General features: G+C 70.4%; 16 protein-coding genes. 5 read left to right on the forward strand and 11 right to left on the reverse strand.

Translation table 11 applies throughout. The features are described 5' to 3' along the window. The first annotated feature begins 153 nt into the window (after window positions 1–153). Together CUT39_RS13355 and CUT39_RS20390 are read left to right on the forward strand one after the other, a co-directional pair. Window positions 154–1,692 carry a DEAD/DEAH box helicase gene (locus CUT39_RS13355; RefSeq protein WP_232805746.1) on the forward strand — a complete coding sequence of 513 codons (1,539 nt, stop codon included), beginning with the start codon at window positions 154–156 and terminating at the stop codon, window positions 1,690–1,692. 9 nt (window positions 1,693–1,701) lie between these two features. Next, window positions 1,702–1,929: a hypothetical protein gene (locus tag CUT39_RS20390; RefSeq protein ID WP_157930681.1), complete on the forward strand. Its 228-nt coding sequence runs from the start codon at window positions 1,702–1,704 to the stop codon at window positions 1,927–1,929. A gap of 5 nt (window positions 1,930–1,934) precedes the next feature. Here CUT39_RS20390 and CUT39_RS13360 read toward each other — a convergent pair whose 3' ends face one another. The 10 genes from CUT39_RS13360 to CUT39_RS13400 form a co-directional block, all read right to left on the reverse strand. Then, window positions 1,935–2,471, reverse strand: coding sequence for a hypothetical protein (locus tag CUT39_RS13360; protein ID WP_157930682.1), 537 nt, complete (start codon window positions 2,469–2,471; stop codon window positions 1,935–1,937). 60 nt (window positions 2,472–2,531) lie between these two features. Beyond that, window positions 2,532–3,146, reverse strand: a complete 615-nt coding sequence (locus tag CUT39_RS13365) for a MarC family protein (protein ID WP_232805747.1) — start codon at window positions 3,144–3,146, stop codon at window positions 2,532–2,534. Window positions 3,147–3,199: 53 nt separating this feature from the next. Further along, entirely contained in the window at window positions 3,200–4,375 is a 1,176-nt protein-coding gene (locus CUT39_RS13370; protein WP_100447392.1) for a hypothetical protein, read from the reverse strand. Continuing rightward, complete coding sequence (locus CUT39_RS13375) at window positions 4,372–4,917, reverse strand: SigE family RNA polymerase sigma factor (RefSeq protein WP_100447393.1); 546 nt, start codon at window positions 4,915–4,917, stop codon at window positions 4,372–4,374. Before CUT39_RS13375 ends, CUT39_RS13370 begins: the two co-directional genes overlap by 4 nt. Before the next feature lie 156 nt (window positions 4,918–5,073). Next, entirely contained in the window at window positions 5,074–5,901 is an 828-nt protein-coding gene (locus CUT39_RS13380) for a PH domain-containing protein (protein WP_100447395.1), read from the reverse strand. A 13-nt stretch (window positions 5,902–5,914) separates the two neighbouring features. Next, window positions 5,915–6,073, reverse strand: coding sequence for a hypothetical protein (locus CUT39_RS20815; RefSeq protein ID WP_198587123.1), 159 nt, complete (start codon window positions 6,071–6,073; stop codon window positions 5,915–5,917). 328 nt (window positions 6,074–6,401) lie between these two features. Beyond that, on the reverse strand, window positions 6,402–7,052 hold the full coding sequence (locus tag CUT39_RS13385; protein WP_100447397.1) for a TrmH family RNA methyltransferase: 651 nt from the start codon (window positions 7,050–7,052) through the stop codon (window positions 6,402–6,404). 137 nt (window positions 7,053–7,189) lie between these two features. After that, window positions 7,190–9,403 (reverse strand): heavy metal translocating P-type ATPase, encoded by a 2,214-nt coding sequence (locus tag CUT39_RS13390; RefSeq protein WP_100447399.1) that lies wholly within the window; start codon window positions 9,401–9,403, stop codon window positions 7,190–7,192. A 134-nt stretch (window positions 9,404–9,537) separates the two neighbouring features. Beyond that, window positions 9,538–11,460, reverse strand: coding sequence for an acetoacetate--CoA ligase (locus CUT39_RS13395; RefSeq protein WP_198587115.1), 1,923 nt, complete (start codon window positions 11,458–11,460; stop codon window positions 9,538–9,540). Window positions 11,461–11,499: 39 nt separating this feature from the next. Next, window positions 11,500–12,753: a CynX/NimT family MFS transporter gene (locus CUT39_RS13400; protein ID WP_232805749.1), complete on the reverse strand. Its 1,254-nt coding sequence runs from the start codon at window positions 12,751–12,753 to the stop codon at window positions 11,500–11,502. 149 nt (window positions 12,754–12,902) lie between these two features. Here CUT39_RS13400 and CUT39_RS13405 point away from each other — a divergent pair, with 149 nt between their 5' ends. The 3 genes from CUT39_RS13405 (at window position 12,903) to CUT39_RS13415 (ending at window position 15,108) form a co-directional block, all read left to right on the forward strand. After that, window positions 12,903–13,571 (forward strand): FadR/GntR family transcriptional regulator, encoded by a 669-nt coding sequence (locus CUT39_RS13405; protein WP_100447401.1) that lies wholly within the window; start codon window positions 12,903–12,905, stop codon window positions 13,569–13,571. A gap of 73 nt (window positions 13,572–13,644) precedes the next feature. Continuing rightward, on the forward strand, window positions 13,645–14,106 hold the full coding sequence (locus CUT39_RS13410) for an RrF2 family transcriptional regulator (RefSeq protein ID WP_100447403.1): 462 nt from the start codon (window positions 13,645–13,647) through the stop codon (window positions 14,104–14,106). Between the two features lie 81 nt (window positions 14,107–14,187). Next, window positions 14,188–15,108, forward strand: coding sequence for a YihY/virulence factor BrkB family protein (locus tag CUT39_RS13415; protein WP_100447405.1), 921 nt, complete (start codon window positions 14,188–14,190; stop codon window positions 15,106–15,108). Window positions 15,109–15,181: 73 nt separating this feature from the next. Here CUT39_RS13415 and CUT39_RS13420 read toward each other — a convergent pair whose 3' ends face one another. Next, window positions 15,182–17,941 carry a rhamnogalacturonan lyase family protein gene (locus CUT39_RS13420; RefSeq protein WP_100447406.1) on the reverse strand — a complete coding sequence of 920 codons (2,760 nt, stop codon included), beginning with the start codon at window positions 17,939–17,941 and terminating at the stop codon, window positions 15,182–15,184. Window positions 17,942–18,117 lie beyond the last annotated feature (176 nt).

Raw genomic sequence — 18,117 nt, forward strand, 5'->3', positions numbered from 1 at the left:
TCCTCGAAGCGGCTACGACGCCTGCGCGTCGCAGCGCGATTGTTAAGCGGCGACACACCGATGTCCGGGGGGTCGTCGCCGCTGTGTAGACGAGACAGAATGTGGCGCTGAGTTCCCGGACCTCTCAAAGTTCTCCGCCACGAGGTGAACAGAGTGAACGAAGTGAACAAGGACGGGCCCCGGCAGAGCGGGCCGACCTTCGCCGATCTAGGCGTGCGCGAAGAGACCGTGGAAGCGCTGGGCGCGCTCGGAATCGAGCGGGCTTTCGCCATCCAGGACTACGCGATCCCCATTGCCCTGCGCGGCTCCGACATCATCGGCCAGGCCCCCACCGGTACTGGAAAGACATTCGGATTCGGCCTGCCCATCATCGACCGCATCCGGTCCTCCGAGGAAGGCTCCGACGGTCGTCCGCAGGCGCTCATCCTCGTGCCCACCCGCGAGCTGGGCCTCCAGGTCGCGAGGGACCTCGAGGACGCCGGCAAGACCCGGTCGATCCGGGTCCTGCCGATCTACGGCGGCCGCGCCTACGAGCCCCAGATCGAGTCGCTGCGCCGCGGCGTCGACATCATCGTCGGCACCCCGGGGCGGCTGCTCGACCTGTACAAGTCCAAGCACCTGAAGCTGGACGCGGTGGCCCACTGCGTCCTCGACGAGGCCGACCGCATGCTCGACCTCGGCTTCTCCGAGGACGTCGAGCGCATCCTGGGGCTGCTGCCCGAGCAGCGCCAGACGATGCTGTTCAGCGCGACCATGCCCGACACGATCATGTCCCTGTGCCGCCGGCACATGAACCGGCCGGTCACGGTGACCGCCGACGTGACCGGGCCCGACCAGGAAGCGGCCTCGAAGACGCGTCAACTGGTGTACATGACCCACGCGCTCAACAAGGTCGAAGTGGCCGCCCGGATCCTGCAGGCGCGGGGCCGGGGCCTGACGATCATGTTCTGCCGCACCAAGCGGGCCGCGCAGAAGCTCTCCGACGAGCTCGACTTCCGCGGATTCGCGGTCGGTTCGGTCCACGGCGACCTGGGGCAGAACGCCCGCGAGCGGGCGCTGCGGGCCTTCCGCTCGGGCAAGATCGACGTGCTGGTGGCCACCGACGTGGCCGCTCGCGGCCTCGACGTCCCGGCGATCACGCACGTGATCAACTACGACTCGCCCGAGGACGCCGAGAGCTACATCCACCGGATCGGACGCACCGGCCGCGCTGGCGCCGACGGCATCGCGGTCACCTTCCTGACCTGGGAGGACGTGGCCCGCTGGAAGATCATCGTCAAGGCCAACAACCTGGACCTGGGCGACCCGGTGGAGACCTACCACACCTCCGAGCACCTGTACACCGACCTCGACATCCCCGAGGGCGCCCCGCCGGCGCTGCCGAGCGAGGAGCGCAAGCGCGACGGCCTGGGCGCCGAGCGCGAGGAGAACGTCGAGGGCGGTGGCGGCAAGCCGCGCGGACGCGGACGCGGTCGCGGCGGTCAGCGCCGCCCCGAGGGCGGCGGCCAGGGCGGCGGAGGGAACCGCCGGCGGCGCCGCAGTCGCGGAGGGAAGCCCGCGCAGCCGCGCCAGGCTCAGGCCCAGCGCGCCCCGGAGACGGGGAGCGGGTCCGGTTCCGACGGTGCGCCCCCTCGGCGGCGCCGCCGTCGCCGCCGCTCCGGCGGTTCCGGCGACCGGCCGGGTGAGCAGTAGGCGCCGCTCATGAGCGGTGAAGGGACCTACGAGGGACCGCCTGCGAACGTCCCGCCGCCTCCGGGGTGGCGGGTCGAGACGGTGGCGGTCCCCGATGCGCCCCGGCGGATGCCGAAGCAGGACCACGCGGCCATCGACGCTGCCGAGCAGCGCGCCAAGCTGGTGACGCACTGGGCGGCGCTGGTGGCGGTGATGCTCATGTTCATCGTGGTCGTCATCGGCATCGTGCGCCTCTGACCGGCCTAGAGGTCGACCTTCGGCTCCCAGACCATGGTCGAGCCGGTGTCGCCCGACATGACGACCATCCAGGCCGCCAGGCCGAGCAGGGCGAAGACGATCAGGCCCAGGACCAGCATGAAGATCCGGCGGCCGGAGGCGGCCGGGTCCTCGCCCGGTGGCGGGGCGGCCTCGCCCTCCTCCTCGTCGGCGGGCGCCGGCTCGCCGTTGCGGGCCGCTGCCGTGCGGCGGCCGCGTTCGAGCGCGGCGAACAGCCACCAGACCGGGATGAGCCCGACGAGGATCCACAGCAGGCGCCAGCCGTAGTCGTGGTGCTCGGATACGTTCGCGGGCCAGTTGCCCGCGCCGTAGCTGAAGTCGGCGAGCTGCTCGCCGCTCCAGATGGCGCCGTACACGACGGCCGGGGCGATGAAGGTCAGGGCGGCGACGACCCATCCGATGCGTCGGCGCAGGGGCGGCACGAACAGGTAGATCAGTCCGAACAGCACCAGCAGCGGGACGAGGATGACGGGAGCGTGCACCGCGAGCGGGTGTATGGGCAAGTCAAGGATCGTACTCATAGGTCCAATTGAACCTCATGGAGAACGGCGCCGGTGTCCGGCTCAGGCGTTCTGGAACACCTCGACGTAGCCCATCACCGCATCGGCGATGAGCTGTACCGCGATCGCGGCCAGCAGCACGCCGGAGATGCGCGTGAGGACCTCGATGCCGCCGCGCCGCAGGACCTTCACCAGCACGCCGGAGAAGCGCATCACCAGATAGATCACCACGTGGATGAACACGATCGCCAGCGCCACCCAGAGGTAGTCCACAGTGCTGGTCGCCTGCTGCACGAACAGGATGACCGCCACGATCGCACCCGGGCCGGCCAGCAGCGGCGTCCCGAGCGGGACCAGCGCGATGTTGGAGGTGCTGTGGTGGTGCGACTCGTCGGCCTCGCCGGTCAGCAACTGGAGGCTGACCAGGAGCAGCAGCAGGCCGCCGGCGCCCTGCAGGGCCGCCAGGTCGATGCCGAGGTAGTTGATGATCTGCTGGCCCAGCAGCGCGAACAGCGTGATGACGCCGAGAGACAGGGCCGTGGCCTGGACGGCGGCGCGCCCGCGTTCGCGGCGGTCCATCGTCCCGGTCAGGGCCAGGTAGATCGGCACGATCCCGGGCGGGTCCATGATGACGAACAGCGTCACCACGACGGTGATGATGTACTCCAGTTCCCCCACGCCGCGAGTATGTCAGGGCCGGGATGCGGCGGCGCGACGCTCGCGTACGGCTGTTAGATGTAGCTCTGCACCGGCCGCAGTGCGCCCTCGGGCGGGGTGAGGCTGGACCGGGTGACCGAACCGTCCTCGGCGAATTCGATCATGGCCCAGGTCTCGTCACCGGTGTCGAAGCTCATCGCCCAGCGGTCGCCCGGATCGACGAGGACGTTCTCCTTGTCGTAGAAGCCGTCCCGCTCGGCGTCGGGTTCGGTCTCCTGGAGGAGTTCCCCGCCCTCGGGGGGATCGGGCAGTTGCGGCATGTCGGCCGAGGCCCGCTCCACCAGGTCGGTGACGGGCGCGCCGCCGGAGGCCGATCGGAGGTGCGAGCGCATCTCCTGGTCGCCGAAGTCGCCGCATTCCTCGGATTCGGAGGCGCCGAAGCCCGGTTCGAGGTCGGAGACGCACATGTACGACGGGTCGTTCCAGTCGAGGACGACCGCGGACTCGTATCCGGCCGTGCCGATCGAGTCCAGACCCCAGTCGAACTGGTCCTCGAAGTAGTATTGGCCGCCTTCGCCGCCGGTGGTGCCGAACAGGTCGGCCGATACGACGACGACGTCGTCGCTCCAGTCCTGGAGGGTGACCTCGTAGGACAGTTCGAACGTGATCGGCTCGGGCTCCTCGGGCAGGTCGGTCGGGTGGATCCGGTAGCTCTGGCGCTCCACGTCGTCGCTGTAGGTGGCGATCGTGAACGAGGTGGCCTGGGAGTTGACGCCCAGGTGGTGGTCCTCGGGCACGTCCTGGAAGGTGGACCCTTCGCCGCCGCCGGGCGGCATCACCGTGACCGCGGAGGGCTCGTCGATGAGGTAGGCGTCCTGGACGCGGAAGACCGACAGCGGGTCGGTCTCCACCGGCAGCGGCACGAAGTCGTCTTCGGCGGTGAGCACCCCGTACTCGCCGCCGCGTTCGGCCACGAACTCGACGTCGAGGTCCCGCTGGACTTCGTCGGCGCTGGTCGGCGGGATCGTCGGGTCGCGATCGAGGACGTCGGTCAGCGGATTCCACATCACGACGGCCGCGCCCAGGACGAGCAGGCCGAGACCGCCCGCGCCCGCGGCGACGCGGCGCCAGCGGCGGATGCGCCGCGCGCCGGAGATGGCGGCGTCGGCCATGCGGTCGTCCGGCACGAAGGGGGTCCCGGCGCGGGAGGCGAACTCGGCGCGCAGTAGGTCCTCGAAGTCATCGTTCACGCCGCCTCCTCCGACCGCGCGGAAAGGCCGAGGGCGGTGGCCGGGCTGCCCAGGCGCTTCCGCAGCCCGGCCAGGGCCCTCGATGCCTGGCTCTTGACGGTGCCGGTGGAGATGCCGAGGATCTCGGCGATCTGGGCGTCGGTGCGGTTCTCGTAGTACCGCAGGACCAGGACGGCCCGCTGGCGCTTGGGGAGGGCCGCGACGTGGCGCCACATGGCGTCGCGCACGGCGGTGCGCTCGGCGAAGTCGCGGGAGGCGTCGGGGCGGTCGTCGACGATCTCGGAGGGCTTCTCCCGGTTGGAGCGCTTGCGCCACCAGGAGGCGTTGGTGTTGTAAAGGACCCGCCGGGCGTAGGCGTCCACCGAATCGGTGGTCCGTATCCTGCCCCACGCCAGGTAGGTCTTCGTCAAGGTCGTCTGCACCAAGTCCTCCGCTGTCGCCCAGTTCCCCGTAAGGAGATACGCGGCGCGGTGCAGCGAAGCCGAGCGCGCCGCTACGTACTCGCGGAACTCCTCGTCCTGGGACGATTTGGTCTCGCTCACGCGTCTCCCTAAGGGGTCCGAACGACAGACGTCATACCCCCGGCGGAAGGTTGCTTCGCGGCTGGGAATTCTGCCAAACCGGTAGTGCTCGGGGCAACCGAGGGTGCCATGTCGCGCAGTATACGCAGGAAGCGCCAACCGCGGGGTCCGGCGGGTTCACGCGTCGGCGCCGGATTCCTTCCGCTCCTCCTCGTCGAGCAGCTCCTCTTCCTCGTCGCTCTCGCGGGCGTCGACCGCCTCGGGCTCGTACATCTCCTCGCACATCTGCAGGTACAGCTCGTTGGGGTTCGGCAGGTGCGGGACGTTGCGGAGCGCCTGGTCCTGACCTGCGGATTCGATGATGAACTCGCCGTAGTTGAGCATCCGGCCCATCGGGGTCTGGGCGTACTTCATGTCGGTGACGCGGCCGAGCGGCATCATCGCGACCGAGCGGGTGATGACGCCCTGGATCAGCATGATCCGCTTGTTGGTGAGGATGAAGCGGTCCATGTACCAGTCGAGGATCTTCCAGCCGACGTAGCCGAGGATCGCCAGCCACACGATGACGGTGACGGTGAGGGCCGTGTCGCGCGAGGTGTCCTCCCACTTCATGAGCAATCCGGAGGCGAAGCCCATGATGAAGGTCGCGAGGGTCCCGATGATGTACCAGGGCATCAGGTGGATCCAGTGGCGGCGCCACTCGCCGCGGTACTTCTCGGTGGGGAAGAGGTAGCGGGCCGAGATCGGCGACGGGACGTCGGGGACGGTCGGGGCGCGACCGAAGGAGGCGAAGAGGCCGCCGGGGGGACTGTCGTCGAAGCGGACGCCGTCGATGTCGGCGGCGGCCGCGGCCGGGGCGCCCCCGACCGTGGCTCCGGTCTCGAACTCGCGCGTGGCGTCGTCGTCTTGGGGTACGGGGTTCTCGGCGGGCTCGCGGGGGGCGGGTGGCTCCAGCGGCTCGGTGTCCTTCTTGTCTCCCGAGCCGCCCGCACCGGTGTCGGTCATCGCTCGGGCGTCCTCAGGTCACCAGGTTGGTGAGGAACGTGGCGAAGCCCTCGCCGACGTCGCCGATGGCGCCGGCGATCGTGTTGACGACGCCGCCCGCCTCGGTCGGCCTGAAGGCGATAAAGAACACCAGGAACGCCAGTCCGCCCCAGGTTAGAATCTTCTTCAACATCCTCACCCTCCCATCAAAGGGACCTGGCCAAACATTCGTCCCGCACAGGCTCGGTTCAGTTTATCGTACGAATATGACAGGACCTACGACTTTGCCTCGGGCGGCCCGGTGCCTGCCGACCACCCGCAAAGCCTAGCGCCTCCGCCCCACTGGCGTGCGACTTCGCTGTCCGCCTGCGGAGCAACATATCCGCTGTTCCACGACGCAGCCTACCTTAAGTAGCCTTCCATTGGCACAATGTAGCCACAAAGGCCGCCGGGCCCTAGGAAAGCGTCAGGTATCCGACACCGGGGGTCCACTCCAGTGTGCCCCAGCGGGCGGCGAAGCGCTATCCCCCGAGCGGACGCTGTCCGAACACGTGCTCCCGGATCCACGCGTGCATGGCGATCCCGCTGGCCACGCCCGCGTTGATCGAGCGCGTCGATCCGAATTGGGAGATCGAGCAGACCGTCCGGCACACCTCGCGGACCGGCCCCGACAGGCCGGGGCCCTCCTGGCCGAAGACGAGGACCGCCTTCCGCGGCAGCGGTGCGGTCTCGATCGGCACCGATCCGGGGAGGTTGTCGATGCCGACCACGGCCAGCTCCTCGGCCTTCGCCCAGGCGAGGAACGCCTCCACCGTCGAGTGATGGGCCACGTGCTGGTACCGGTCGGTGACCATCGCGCCGCGGCGGTTCCAGCGGCGCTTGCCGATGATGTGGACGGCCTTCGCCCCGAAGGCGTTGGCGTTGCGCACCACGGTGCCGATGTTGAAGTCGTGCCGCCAGTTCTCGATCGCGACGTGGAAGTCGTGGCGGCGCTCGTCGAGGTCGGCCACGATGGCCTCGCGGCGCCAGTAGCGGTAGGGATCGACGACGTTGCGGCGGTCGCCGTGCTCGAGCAGCTCGGGGTCGTAGCGGGGGTCGTCGGGCCAGGGCCTCTCCCACGGGCCGACGCCGACCTCGTCCGGGCCGCTGTCCTCATCTCTCACGCGCACCATTGGACCACGCCGGATCGCGCCGCCCCGGCGGCTACGGGGGAAACCGACCGGGGCGACACGAAACATACTAACTACCGGTTGCGTGCGACCAGGCACACACCTAATTGAATCCCCTTGCACCGTAAAGAGATCCGATTCTACTTGGCACCTGACCCACCACTGTGCACTCCCTTAACAGGCACCCCAGCCGTCGCGGCCTCGGCCTTGAACGAACGCAGGCGCTGGGAGTTGGCGACCACCGAGACGCTCGAGAAGGCCATCGCCAGGCCCGCGATCATCGGGTTGAGCAGTCCGAGGGACGCCAGCGGGATCGCGGCGACGTTGTATCCGAACGCCCAGCCGAGGTTCTGGCGGATGGTTCGCAAGGTGCGCCGGGCCAACCGGATCGCGTCGACCGCGACCAGCAGGTCGCCGCGCACCAGGGTCATGTCGCCGGCGGCGATCGCCACGTCGGTGCCGGTGCCCATGGCGATCCCCAGGTCGGCGGCGGCCAGCGCGGCAGCGTCGTTGACGCCGTCGCCGACCATCGCCACGACCTTGCCGTCGGCCTGGAGGCGGGCGATGTGGTCGAGCTTGTCCTCGGGCATGACCTCGGCGATGACCTGCTCGATGCCGACCTCGGCGGCGACCGACTCGGCCACCGGTGCCGCGTCGCCGGTCAGCAGGACCGGGGTCAGGCCGAGCCGGCGCAGTTCGGCGACGGCGCGGGCGCTGCCGGGCTTGACGGTGTCGGCGACGGCGACGGTGCCGATCGGTTCGCCGTCGACGGCGACCTCCACGACGGTGGCGGTGTCGCGGCCGCCGTTGCCGCCGGCCGGTCGGCCGACGGTGACGGTTCTGCCCTCGACCCGGCCGGTGACGCCGACGCCGGGGCGTCCGGCGAAGTCGGCCACGTCGGGGAGGTCGCCGAACCGGGCGCGGGCGGCCGCGGCGATGGCGCGGGCGATCGGGTGCTCGGAGGCGTCCTCGACCGCTCCGGCGTAGCGCAGGGTCTCGTCGCCGGAGTGGTCGACGACGCTCATCTCGCCGCTGGTGACGGTCCCGGTCTTGTCCAGGACGACCGTGTCGATCCTCCGGGTCGATTCGAGGATCTCGGGGCCCGCGATGAGGATCCCCTCCTTGGCGGCGCGGGAGGTGCCGATCATCAGGGCCATGGGCGTGGCCAGGCCGAGGGCGCACGGGCAGGCGATGACCAGGACCGCGACTGCGGCGGTGACGGCCGGCCCGAGGTCCCCCGCGGCGGCCCACGCCGCGAGCGCGCCGGCGGCGATGAGGACGACGATGGGGACGAAGACCGCGGAGATGCGGTCGGCCAGTCGCTGGACGGCGGCCTTGGAGGCCTGGGCGTCCTCGACCATGCGGGCCATCTGGGAAAGCTGGGTGTCGCCGCCGACGCGGGTGGCGCGCACGACCAGGCGCCCGGAGGCGTTGACGGTGGCGCCGGTGACGGTGTCGCCCTCGGCGACCTCGATCGGCACCGACTCGCCGGTGAGCATCGACTCGTCGACCGCGGAGGCGCCGTCGGCGACGGTGCCGTCGGTGGCGATCTTCTCGCCGGGGCGGACGACGAACCGGTCGCCGACGGCGAGGTCGGACACGGGGACGCGGACTTCGCGGCCGTCGCGGAGGACGGCGACGTCCTTGGCGCCCATTTCCATCAGGGCGCGCAGGGCGTTGCCGGCCTGGCGCTTGGAGCGGTGTTCGAGGTATCGGCCGAGCAGCACGAAGGCGGTGACGCCGGCGGCGGCCTCGAGGTAGATGTTGGCGGCGGCCTCGCCGCGTTCGGCGGTGAGGGAGAACGGATGGGTCAGGCCGGGCGTGCCGGCGTCGCCGAGGAACAGGGCCCACACCGACCACAGGAAGGCCGCGAGGGTGCCCATGGAGACCAGCGTGTCCATGTTGGCGGCGCCGTGGCGGAGGTTGATCGCGGCGACGCGGTGGAACGGCCAGCCGCCCCAGGCCACGACGGGTGCGGCGAGGGTGAGCGAGAGCCACTGCCAGTACTCGAACTGGAGGGCCGGGACCATCGCGAGCGCGATGACGGGGGCGGCCAGGGCGAGCGAGCCGATGGTGCGCCGGCGGAGGCCGCTGAGCTCGGCGTCCTCGGGTTCGGGTTGCTCGGCCGTCTCGGGCCGCTCGGGCCGGATCGGGGCGGCGCCGTAACCGGTGCGCTCGACCACGGCCACGAGGTCGTCGGTGGAGACCTCGCCGTCGACGGCGACGCGGGCGCGTTCGGTGGCGAAGTTGACCGTCGCGTCGGCCCCTTCGACGCGGTTCAGTTTCTTCTCGATGCGGGCGGCGCACGAGGAGCACGTCATCCCGGAGATATCGAGATCGATGATGTTGGCCATGCGGGAAATGATACCCCCGAGGGGTATGAACGGCAACCACGCGGCCGCCGCCGGCCGCGGGCATCGGGCACCACCGGCAGCAGTGCGGAGCCCGCGGGCGGTGGGCGGCCCCCACGGTGAACGCCGGGGCGCGGTCAGCGCAGGAACGCGCGGAGGGCTTCGGGGTTGGCCAGGGCGTCCTTCGAGATCGCCTCCTCGGGCTTGACGCCCTTGAGGATCTTCTTGACCGGGATCTCCACCTTCTTGCCGCTCAGCGTCCGGGGCACGGCCGGGACCTCCTGCACCGAGTCCGGGACGTGGCGCGGCGAGAGCTGCTCGCGGAGCGTCAGCAGGATCCGGCGGCGCATCGCATCGTCCAGGCTCACGTCCTCGTTGCAGGCGACGAACAGCATCAGCCGGTCCTCGTCATCGTCGTCCAGGTGGACCACGAGCGAGTCGGCCACACCCGCGATCGACTCGACCACCGAGTAGAACTCCGCGGTCCCCATGCGGACGCCGCCGCGGTTGAGCGTGGCGTCGCTGCGGCCGGAGATGACCGCCGAGCCGCGGTCGGTGATGGTGATCCAGTCGCCGTGGCGCCAGATCCCCGGGAAGTCCATCAGGTAGGTGTCGCGGTAGCGCTGGCGCAGCGGGTCGCCCCACAGCCCCACCGGCATCGACGGCATCGGCGAGACGACCACCAGCTCCCCTTCGCGGCCGGTCACGGCGTGCCCGTCGGTGTCGAACGCCTGCACGTTCGCGCCCAGGCAGCGGCAGGAGAGCTCGCCGCGCCATACCGGGACGGTCGGGGCGCCGCCGAGGAAGCCGGTGCACACGTCGGTGCCGCCCGACAGGGACTGGAGCTGTGCGCTCGGAGCGACGTGCTCGTACACGTAGTCGAACCCCGCCGGCGGCAGCGGCGCGCCGGTGGAGCCGACGCCGCGCAGCCGCGACAGGTCGGCCTCGCGGTCCGGCTCGATCCCGCGGCTGCGGCAGGCCATCAGGAACGGCGCCGAGGTGCCGAAGTAGGTCGTGGCGGATTCCTCGGCCAGGCGCCACATGCCCACCGGGTCGGGCGCGCCGTCGAACAGCACCACCCCCGCGCCCACGATCGGGGCCGACACCAGGTAGTTCCACATCATCCAGCCGGTGGTCGAGTACCAGAAGAACCGGTCCCCCGGCCCGAGGTCGTGGTGCAGGGAGTGCATCTTGGCGTGCTCGACGGCCATGCCGCCGTGGCCGTGCACGATCGCCTTCGGCAGCCCGGTGGTGCCCGAGGAGTACAGGACGTAGAGCGGGTGGTCGAAGGTCACCGGTTCGAACTCGACGCCGTCGTCGTAGGCGCAGAACCGGTCCCAGGTCTCGCCTTCGGGGTCGGAGGCACCGAGGTACTGGAGGGTGACCACGCGGCGCAGCCCCGGCAGGGCGGCCGCGACCTCGCGGACTTCCTTGGTCCGGTCGATCTCCTTGTTGCCGTAGCGGTAGCCGTCGACGGCGACCAGGATCTTCGGCTCGATCTGGGAGAACCGGTCGATCACCGCGCGGGTGCCGAACTCGGGGGCGCAGGAGGAGAAGACCGCGCCGAGGCTCGCCGAGGCGAGCATGAGCGCGAGCGTCTCGGGGATGTTGGGCATCCAGGCGGCCACCCGGTCGCCGAGCCCCACGTCGTGGCTCAGGAGCCCGGCCCGCGCGCGGGCGACGGCCTCGCGCAGGTCGTCGGCGGTCCACTCGACCGGGGCCCGGGTGTCGGAGTAGCCGCTCACCAGCACCTCGTCGCCGTCCACGCCGGGCGCGGTGAGCACCGAGCGGGCGTAGTTGAACGACTCGTCGGGGAACCAGACGGTGTCGGGCATGTTCTCGTCGGCCAGGACCCGGTGCTCGGGCACGGTCTTGCCGAGCCCGAAGTACTCCCACACCGAGCCCCAGAAGGGCCGCAGGTGCTCCACCGAGTACTGCCAGAGCGCGGGATATGAGGTGAGATCGCGCTCCTCACGGCGCGACAGCCATTGGCCGAACTTCCCGATGTTCGTCGTCTCCACCGCATCGGGTCGCGGCAGCCACAGCACCTCGTTCGTCACGGTCGCCTCCCAACCTCCGCACCGGTGTGGCCCACAACACTATCGTGGCACGGCCCAAGGGGACCTCTGGGACCGGGGGCTGCTATGAGGCAATTGATCCTCGATGTAACGATCCCGCGTCAGATAGAGCCCGGAGATCATCTGGGCCCCGATGAGGACGAACAGGAGTCCGAACGGCAGCGCCCACGCCGAGGTGAGGCCGTACAGCCAGCCGACCGCGAGCGGCCCGACCCCGGCCAGCAGGTAGCCGCCGGACTGGGCGAACCCCGAGAGCGCGGCGGTGCCGCCGGCGGTGCGGGCGCGCAGTCCGAACAGGGTCAGCAGGAGCGGGAACGTCGCCGAGGCGACGGCCGTCAGGGCCGACCAGATCCAGGTGGACCAGTCGCCGCCGAAGACCCACAGGCCGCCGACGCCGATCGGATAGCAGACCGCCAGCGACAGGAACACCGGGCGCGGGCCGCCCGGGCGGGCCACCAGCAGCGGGACGATCATGAACATCGGGATCTGGACGAGGGTGAACACGCCCAGCATCGCGCCGGCCGAGGCGGCGTCCATGCCCCGGGTGCGCAGGAACTCGGTGACCCAGCCGATGACGATGTAGGCGATCGACGACTGCGTGCCGAAGGCGACGAGCATCGCCCAGGCCAGCGGCGAGCGCCACACGCCCCGCAGACGCGGGCCTTCGGAGGCGGCGGCGCGGCCGTCGCCGTCGCGCCAGACCAGCCAGGGCACGACCGCCAGGAGCGCCGGGACGGACCAGGCGGCCAGGGCCAGGCGCCAGTCGCCGGCCAGTTGCGCGATCGGGACGGTGGCGAAGGCGGGGATGGTGGTGCCGATGGCGAGCATGGCCGTGTAGGCGGTGGTCATGCGGCCGATCGAGTGCGGGAAGTACCGCTTGACGATGACCGGGACGGCGACGTTGCCGATGGCGCCGCCGGCGAGCGCGAGCAGGCTGAACAGGAGGAACAGGGCGGCGTGCCCGGAGTAGGCGCGGGCGATGAGGCCGAGGCTCATCGCCAGCAGCGAGGCGGTGATGACGCCTCGGGCGCCGAAGCGGCGGGTGAGCCGCGGCGCGAGCGCGCCGAGCGAAGCGAAGGCCAGCACGGGCAGGGTGGTGAGCAGGCCCGCGACGGTCTCGGACATGCCGAGGCCGTCCTGGATCTCGCTGAGCATGGCGCCCACGCTGGTGACGGCGGTGCGGAAGTTGAAGGCCGCGAGCATGACGCCCGCGACGAGCATCCAGGCGCCCAGGATCGCGGCGCGGGTCGGGCGCGGTCGGGCGGCGGTGGTCACGCGGGCGTTTCCTCATCCTTCCGAGTCCGGGACCGTCCTAATTCATGGGATGAATTAACGGCCTGTCAACGATATCCCGGCCGCAGTCTGCTTTAATCCTTCTAGTGTTGGGAGACACACAGCCCCATTCGGAGAGGTCGGGACCGTCAGTGGCACTGCAGTCGACACGGAAGTCCGCACTGGTCGATCAGGTGATCGAGCAGTTGCGCGGGCAGATCAGCGACGGCGAGTGGGCCGTCGGTTCCCGCATCCCCACCGAGAGCGAGCTGTCCGAACTGCTCGGGGTCGGCCGGAACACCATCCGCGAAGGCGTCCGCGCCCTCGCCCACGCCGGCCTGCTGGAGATCCGGCAGGGGGCCGGGACGTTCGTCGTCGGCCACTCCGAGGTCACCGCCGCCGTGCGGCGCCGCATCGCCGCCAGCCCGGCCTCCGACGCGATGGAGGTCCGCCGCGGGCTCGAGGTCGAGGCCGCCCGGTTGGCGGCCCGCCGCCGCAACGAGGCCGACGTCACCCGCCTGCGCGTCCTGCTGTCGGAGCGGGAGGCCACCCACCAGGCCGGCGACACCGAGGCGTTCATCGCCGCCGACATCGCCCTCCACCAGGCCGTGGCCGAGGCCGGCCACAATCGGCTGCTGATCGATCTGTACTCGGAGCTGGCCGATTCGCTGCGCGAGACCGTGCGCGCCGGAGCGGGCCCGAACCTCGCGGCGGCCCCGCACATCGACCACACCCGGGCGGTCGAGGCGATCATCGCCGGCGATCCCGAGCTCGCCGCCGCCGAGACCATCGCCTACCTGCGCGAGCTGATCGAGGACTGACGCGGCGCCGACGCCCGGGGATAGAGTCATTACGCACCCCTGTGCGGGTGAGGCCACGTCGGAAGGAGACTCAATGCGCTTGTCCGCGCGCGTCGACTACGCCCTGCGGGCGGCCGTGGCGCTCGCCGGTTACGGCGACCGCTGGGTGTCGGCCGAGCACATCGCCGAGGACCAGGACATCCCCCGCAAGTTCCTCGAGTCGATCCTGCTCCAGTTGCGGCGCGGCGGCATCGCCGTCTCCAAACGCGGCCCCGAAGGCGGGCACCAGTTGGCGAGGGCCGGGGACCACATCAGCCTCGCCGACGTCATCCGCGCCGTCGACGGCCCCCTGGTGGGGGTGCGGGGCTCGCGCCCCGAGCAGGTCGCCTACACCGGATCGACCCGGGCGCTCACCGACGTCTGGGTGGCGCTGCGGGTGAACGAGCGCAACATCCTCGAGTCGGTCTCCCTGACCGACGTCGCCACCGGACGGCTGCCGCGGGCGGTCTCCGAACTGCTGGAAGACCCCGACGCCTGGGCCATCCGCGGCGCCTGACCGGACCCTGCGCGCACTCGCGCCGACGTGTGCCGCGGCACACGCCAGCGCCGCACGTTGGATCTTTGACAGAATCGTGACGTGAAGTTCCCTGATGTGGGGGCGTGGTTGGACCGCGTCGTGACCGCGGGCCGGAGCCGGTGGGGCTTCGCCGACCACGCCTGGCGCGCCCAGGAACGATTCTTCGAGGTCCACGCCGGGCAACTGGCCGCCGCCATCTCCTATTACGCCTTCTTCGCGGCGTTCTCGATGTCGCTGCTGGCGCTGTCGATCTTCGGTTACCTGCTCAACTTCCCCGGCGTCTACCGCACCGTCGAGTCCTGGCTGGAGACGAACCTGCCGGTGATCGACATCGGCGTATTGGAGGACTCCCGGCAGTCGGTCACGATCCTGGCCGGGATCGCGCTGGTCGTGGCGGGCGTGGCGTGGGTGCAGTCGGTGCGGGCGTCGATCCGCCAGGTGTGGGGCCTGGACGCCCAGCCGGGCAATCCGATCCTGCGCTGGTTCATCGACCTGGTCGTGCTGTTCGGTCTGTCGGTGCTGCTGCTGATCACCATCAGCGCCACCGCCGGCGCCGAGGCATTCCTCGCCTGGCTCGAGCTCGATCCGGCCGAAGGCCGGCCGGCGCTGCTGATCCGCGGCGCCTCGGTCCTGGTGGGCCTGCTGGCGAACGCCCTGCTGGCGGCGGTGCTGCTCCAGGCGCTGCCGCGCCTGGCCCTGCCGCCCCAGCGGGTCCTGGCGGCCTCGATTGCCGTCGCGGTCGGCCTGGAGCTGCTCAAGACCGCCGGCCGGATCTACATCCTCAACGTCTCCGACCGACCCGCCTACCAGGCGGTCAGCACCGCGGTGGGTCTGCTGATCTTCCTCTACCTGTTCAACATCCTGCTGATGATCGCCGCCTCCTGGACCGCGACCTCCCCGCGGGGCACCGCCATCGACCTCTACCAGCGCACCCGCATCACCAACGGCGAGCGCTTCAGGCCCGGCGAGCCGATGCCGTGACGCGGAGGCGGCCCGGGCGCTGTGCCGCCCGGGCCGCCTCCCATCCACTGTCCGGTTGGAGTTGTGAGGGTGGTCAGGCCGCGGTGCAGATGCGGCCGTTCATCAGGAACATGCCCGGATCGTCCGGGTCGCCGGTGCCCCGGAAGCCGATCTGCCGGGTCTTGCCCGGGCGGATCGAGTCGCCCCAGAAGTGCGGATCGGCCGTGAGGGTGCCGTCCGAGGCCTCGATCGAGGCGCCCCAGGAGACGTCGACGGCGTCGACGCCCGAGCCCTTCCAGACCAGGTTCCAGTCCTCGATGGTGGTGTCACCGGTGTTGGTGACCTCCAGCCGGGCGGTGAATCCCTTGCCGCGGTCGGAGGGGACGATGTAATCGACCTGGCAGGAGCCGAAGGCGTACGGCGCCTCGGCCTCGTCGCGCGGCTCGTCGCCGGTGACCGGCTTCCACTCCGGTTCGTCCATGTCCCAGCCGACGAAGAAGCTCGGCCACGGCGGCTGGTTGTACGACTCGTTCTGCCAGGCGATCGCCAGGCGGTACTGCGGGTCGTGCATCAGCGTCGGAATGGAGTGCTCGGTCTCGATCGCGGTGGTGTACAGGCGCACCCCGTCGTTCGATTCCTTGCGGAGCAGGACCTCCTCGCGCCAGTCGCCGAACAGGTCGGCCGTCAGCACCGGGTTGCCCTTGGTGCCGTTGTTGGTGTGCACGCCCTCGGGGGTGAAGATCTCCTCCTGGGAGTCGGACTCGTGGTCCCACTCGGCGATGTAGGGGTAGATCGGCACGTAGTCCGGCTCGTTGAACTCGTGGTCGAGGATCTCCCGGCCCAGGTCGCCGTCCCACCAGACCATGTGGTTGGCCGACGGGATCGAGTTCGAGATCAGGGTGCCGTCGGCGGCGCGCAGCTCGCCCTCCTTGGAGTCCCAACTGCCGTCGGCGCTGACCGCCCAGCATTCGGCGCCCGCGTGGTCGGGGTCGATGTCGCCGCAGGTGCCGCGGCCGATGTCGCTGTCGCCGGGCATCGACCAGATGACCTCGCCGGTCTCGCCGTCGCGCAGGGCGGCGCCGATGCCGCCCGAGCAGCCCATGCATTCGAACGGGGAGAAGATCTCCTGGCCTTCGTCGGACGGGTCCAGGTCGGACACGTGCAGCGCGTCGCCGTGGCCCAGCTCGGAGCTGTACAGCGGCGTGCCGTCGTCGTTGAGGGTCATGGCCCCGTAGACGATCTCGTCGCGGCCGTCGAGGTCGACGTCGGCGATCGACAACTGGTGATTGCCCTGGCCGGTGTACTGGGGACCGAAGTCGGTCGACAGGAAGTGCCAGCGCCGGGTGAGGCTCTCGCCGTCCCAGTCCCAGGCCGAGAGCTCCGACTTGGTGTAGATGCCGCGGCTGGTGACCAGGCTCGGCGAATCGCCGTCAAGGTAGGCCACGGCGGCCATCATGCGGTCGCCGCGGTTGCCGTAGCAGTCGCCCCAGTCGCAGATGTCGCCGCGGTCGGGCTGGTAGTCGACCGTGTCCAGCGCAGCGCCGGTCTCGCCGTCGAAGACGGTGAGGTACTCCGGGCCGGTGAGGATGTAGCCGCCGTCGTTGCGGTGGTCGGCCTCGGGGTCGCCGATGACCGTGCCTTCGCCGTCGACGCTGCCGTCGCCGGTCTTGAGCGCGAGCTCGGCCTTGCCGTCGCCGTCGAAGTCGTAGGCGCTCAGCGAGGTGTAGTGCGCCCCGGCCCGGATGTTGACGCCCAGGTCGATGCGCCAGAGCTGCTCGCCGTCCAGTGTGTAGGCGTCGATGTAGACGTTGCCGGTGTGGCCGGACCGGGAGTTGTCCTGGGAGTTGGTCGGGTCCCACTTCTGGATCAGCTCGTAGGTCCCGTCGCCGTCGAGGTCGGCCACCGTGGCGTCGTTCGGCTGGTAGGTGTAGTCGCCGCTTTCGGTGGTGCCGCCTTCGGGGCGGTTCATGTCGATGTCGACGTACTGGTCGGACCACACGTCGACCGCGTCGGTGTAGCCGGTCTCGGCCCCGTCGGCGACGGTGGCGATCCAGTAGGTCGAGTCGACGGTGCCGGCCTCGTCGGTCAGGTTGGTCGCCTCGGTCGGCTCGTCGGTGATCGGCTCGCCGTCGCGGTAGACGTTGAAGGCGGTTCCCTCGGGGTCGCTCGCGAAGGCGCGCCAGGACAGGTAGACCCCGTCGTCGACGCTGACGGCGACCGGAGCGCGGTCGATGCTCTCGACGGCCGCGGCGCAGTCCTCGCAGGGCTCGTCGGGTTCATCGTTGCCGTCGGGGACGTCGCCGACGCGGGTCAGCTCGAGGCCGTTGAGGTGTCCGGTCCGGCCGCTGACGGTCATGTCGAGTCGGCCGTCCTCCACGAAGACGCCCGCGAATTCCTCGGTGTTGACCGACTCCGATCCGGGGCTGATCGAGCCGTGGGCGCGGCCCTCGAACGCGAAGTCCGATTCCGCCGAGCCGATGTAGTCGCCGACGGTGACCGCGGCGGTGTAGTTGCCGTTCGGCACGTCGACGGCGAAGGTGTACTCGCCGCCGAACCAGGCGATGAAGTCGCGGCCGACCGGGTCGTCCTCGGCGCCCCGGTCGCGGTCGAGCGAGGGGGTCATGTCGGTGGTGAAGCCGTGGCCGGCCTCGGCGGAGTAGGCGGTGCCGCGGTCGACTCCGGCGTAGCCTTCGGCCACGGTCTGGCCGGCCGGGCCGAAGTCGTACTTCCAGTCGTCGGTGGTTTCTTGGGCCTGGGCCGACGAACCCGCTGCGAGGAGCCCGCCGGCGGTCGCGACCGCCGCGAGTCCCGCGAGGGCGCGGCGGCGCCGTCGAGGAGCACTATCGGGTGTCATATTCACTTCCATAGCGAAGGGAGGGGCACTCGCCATGAATCGATTCAATTTCTTGAGCAGTCTTCACGGCGAGCGACTACTATTTGCTGAGGGACGCTACCTGCAGCTCTCTGGAAAGTCAATACATGTCGATCCTTGCAATGGAGGGCTGTGGGAGAGTTGCGCTCACGGCACGC

The sequence above is a fragment of the Glycomyces xiaoerkulensis genome (assembly GCF_002798405.1).
GTDB classification, from domain to species: Bacteria; Actinomycetota; Actinomycetes; order Mycobacteriales; family Micromonosporaceae; genus Glycomyces; species Glycomyces xiaoerkulensis.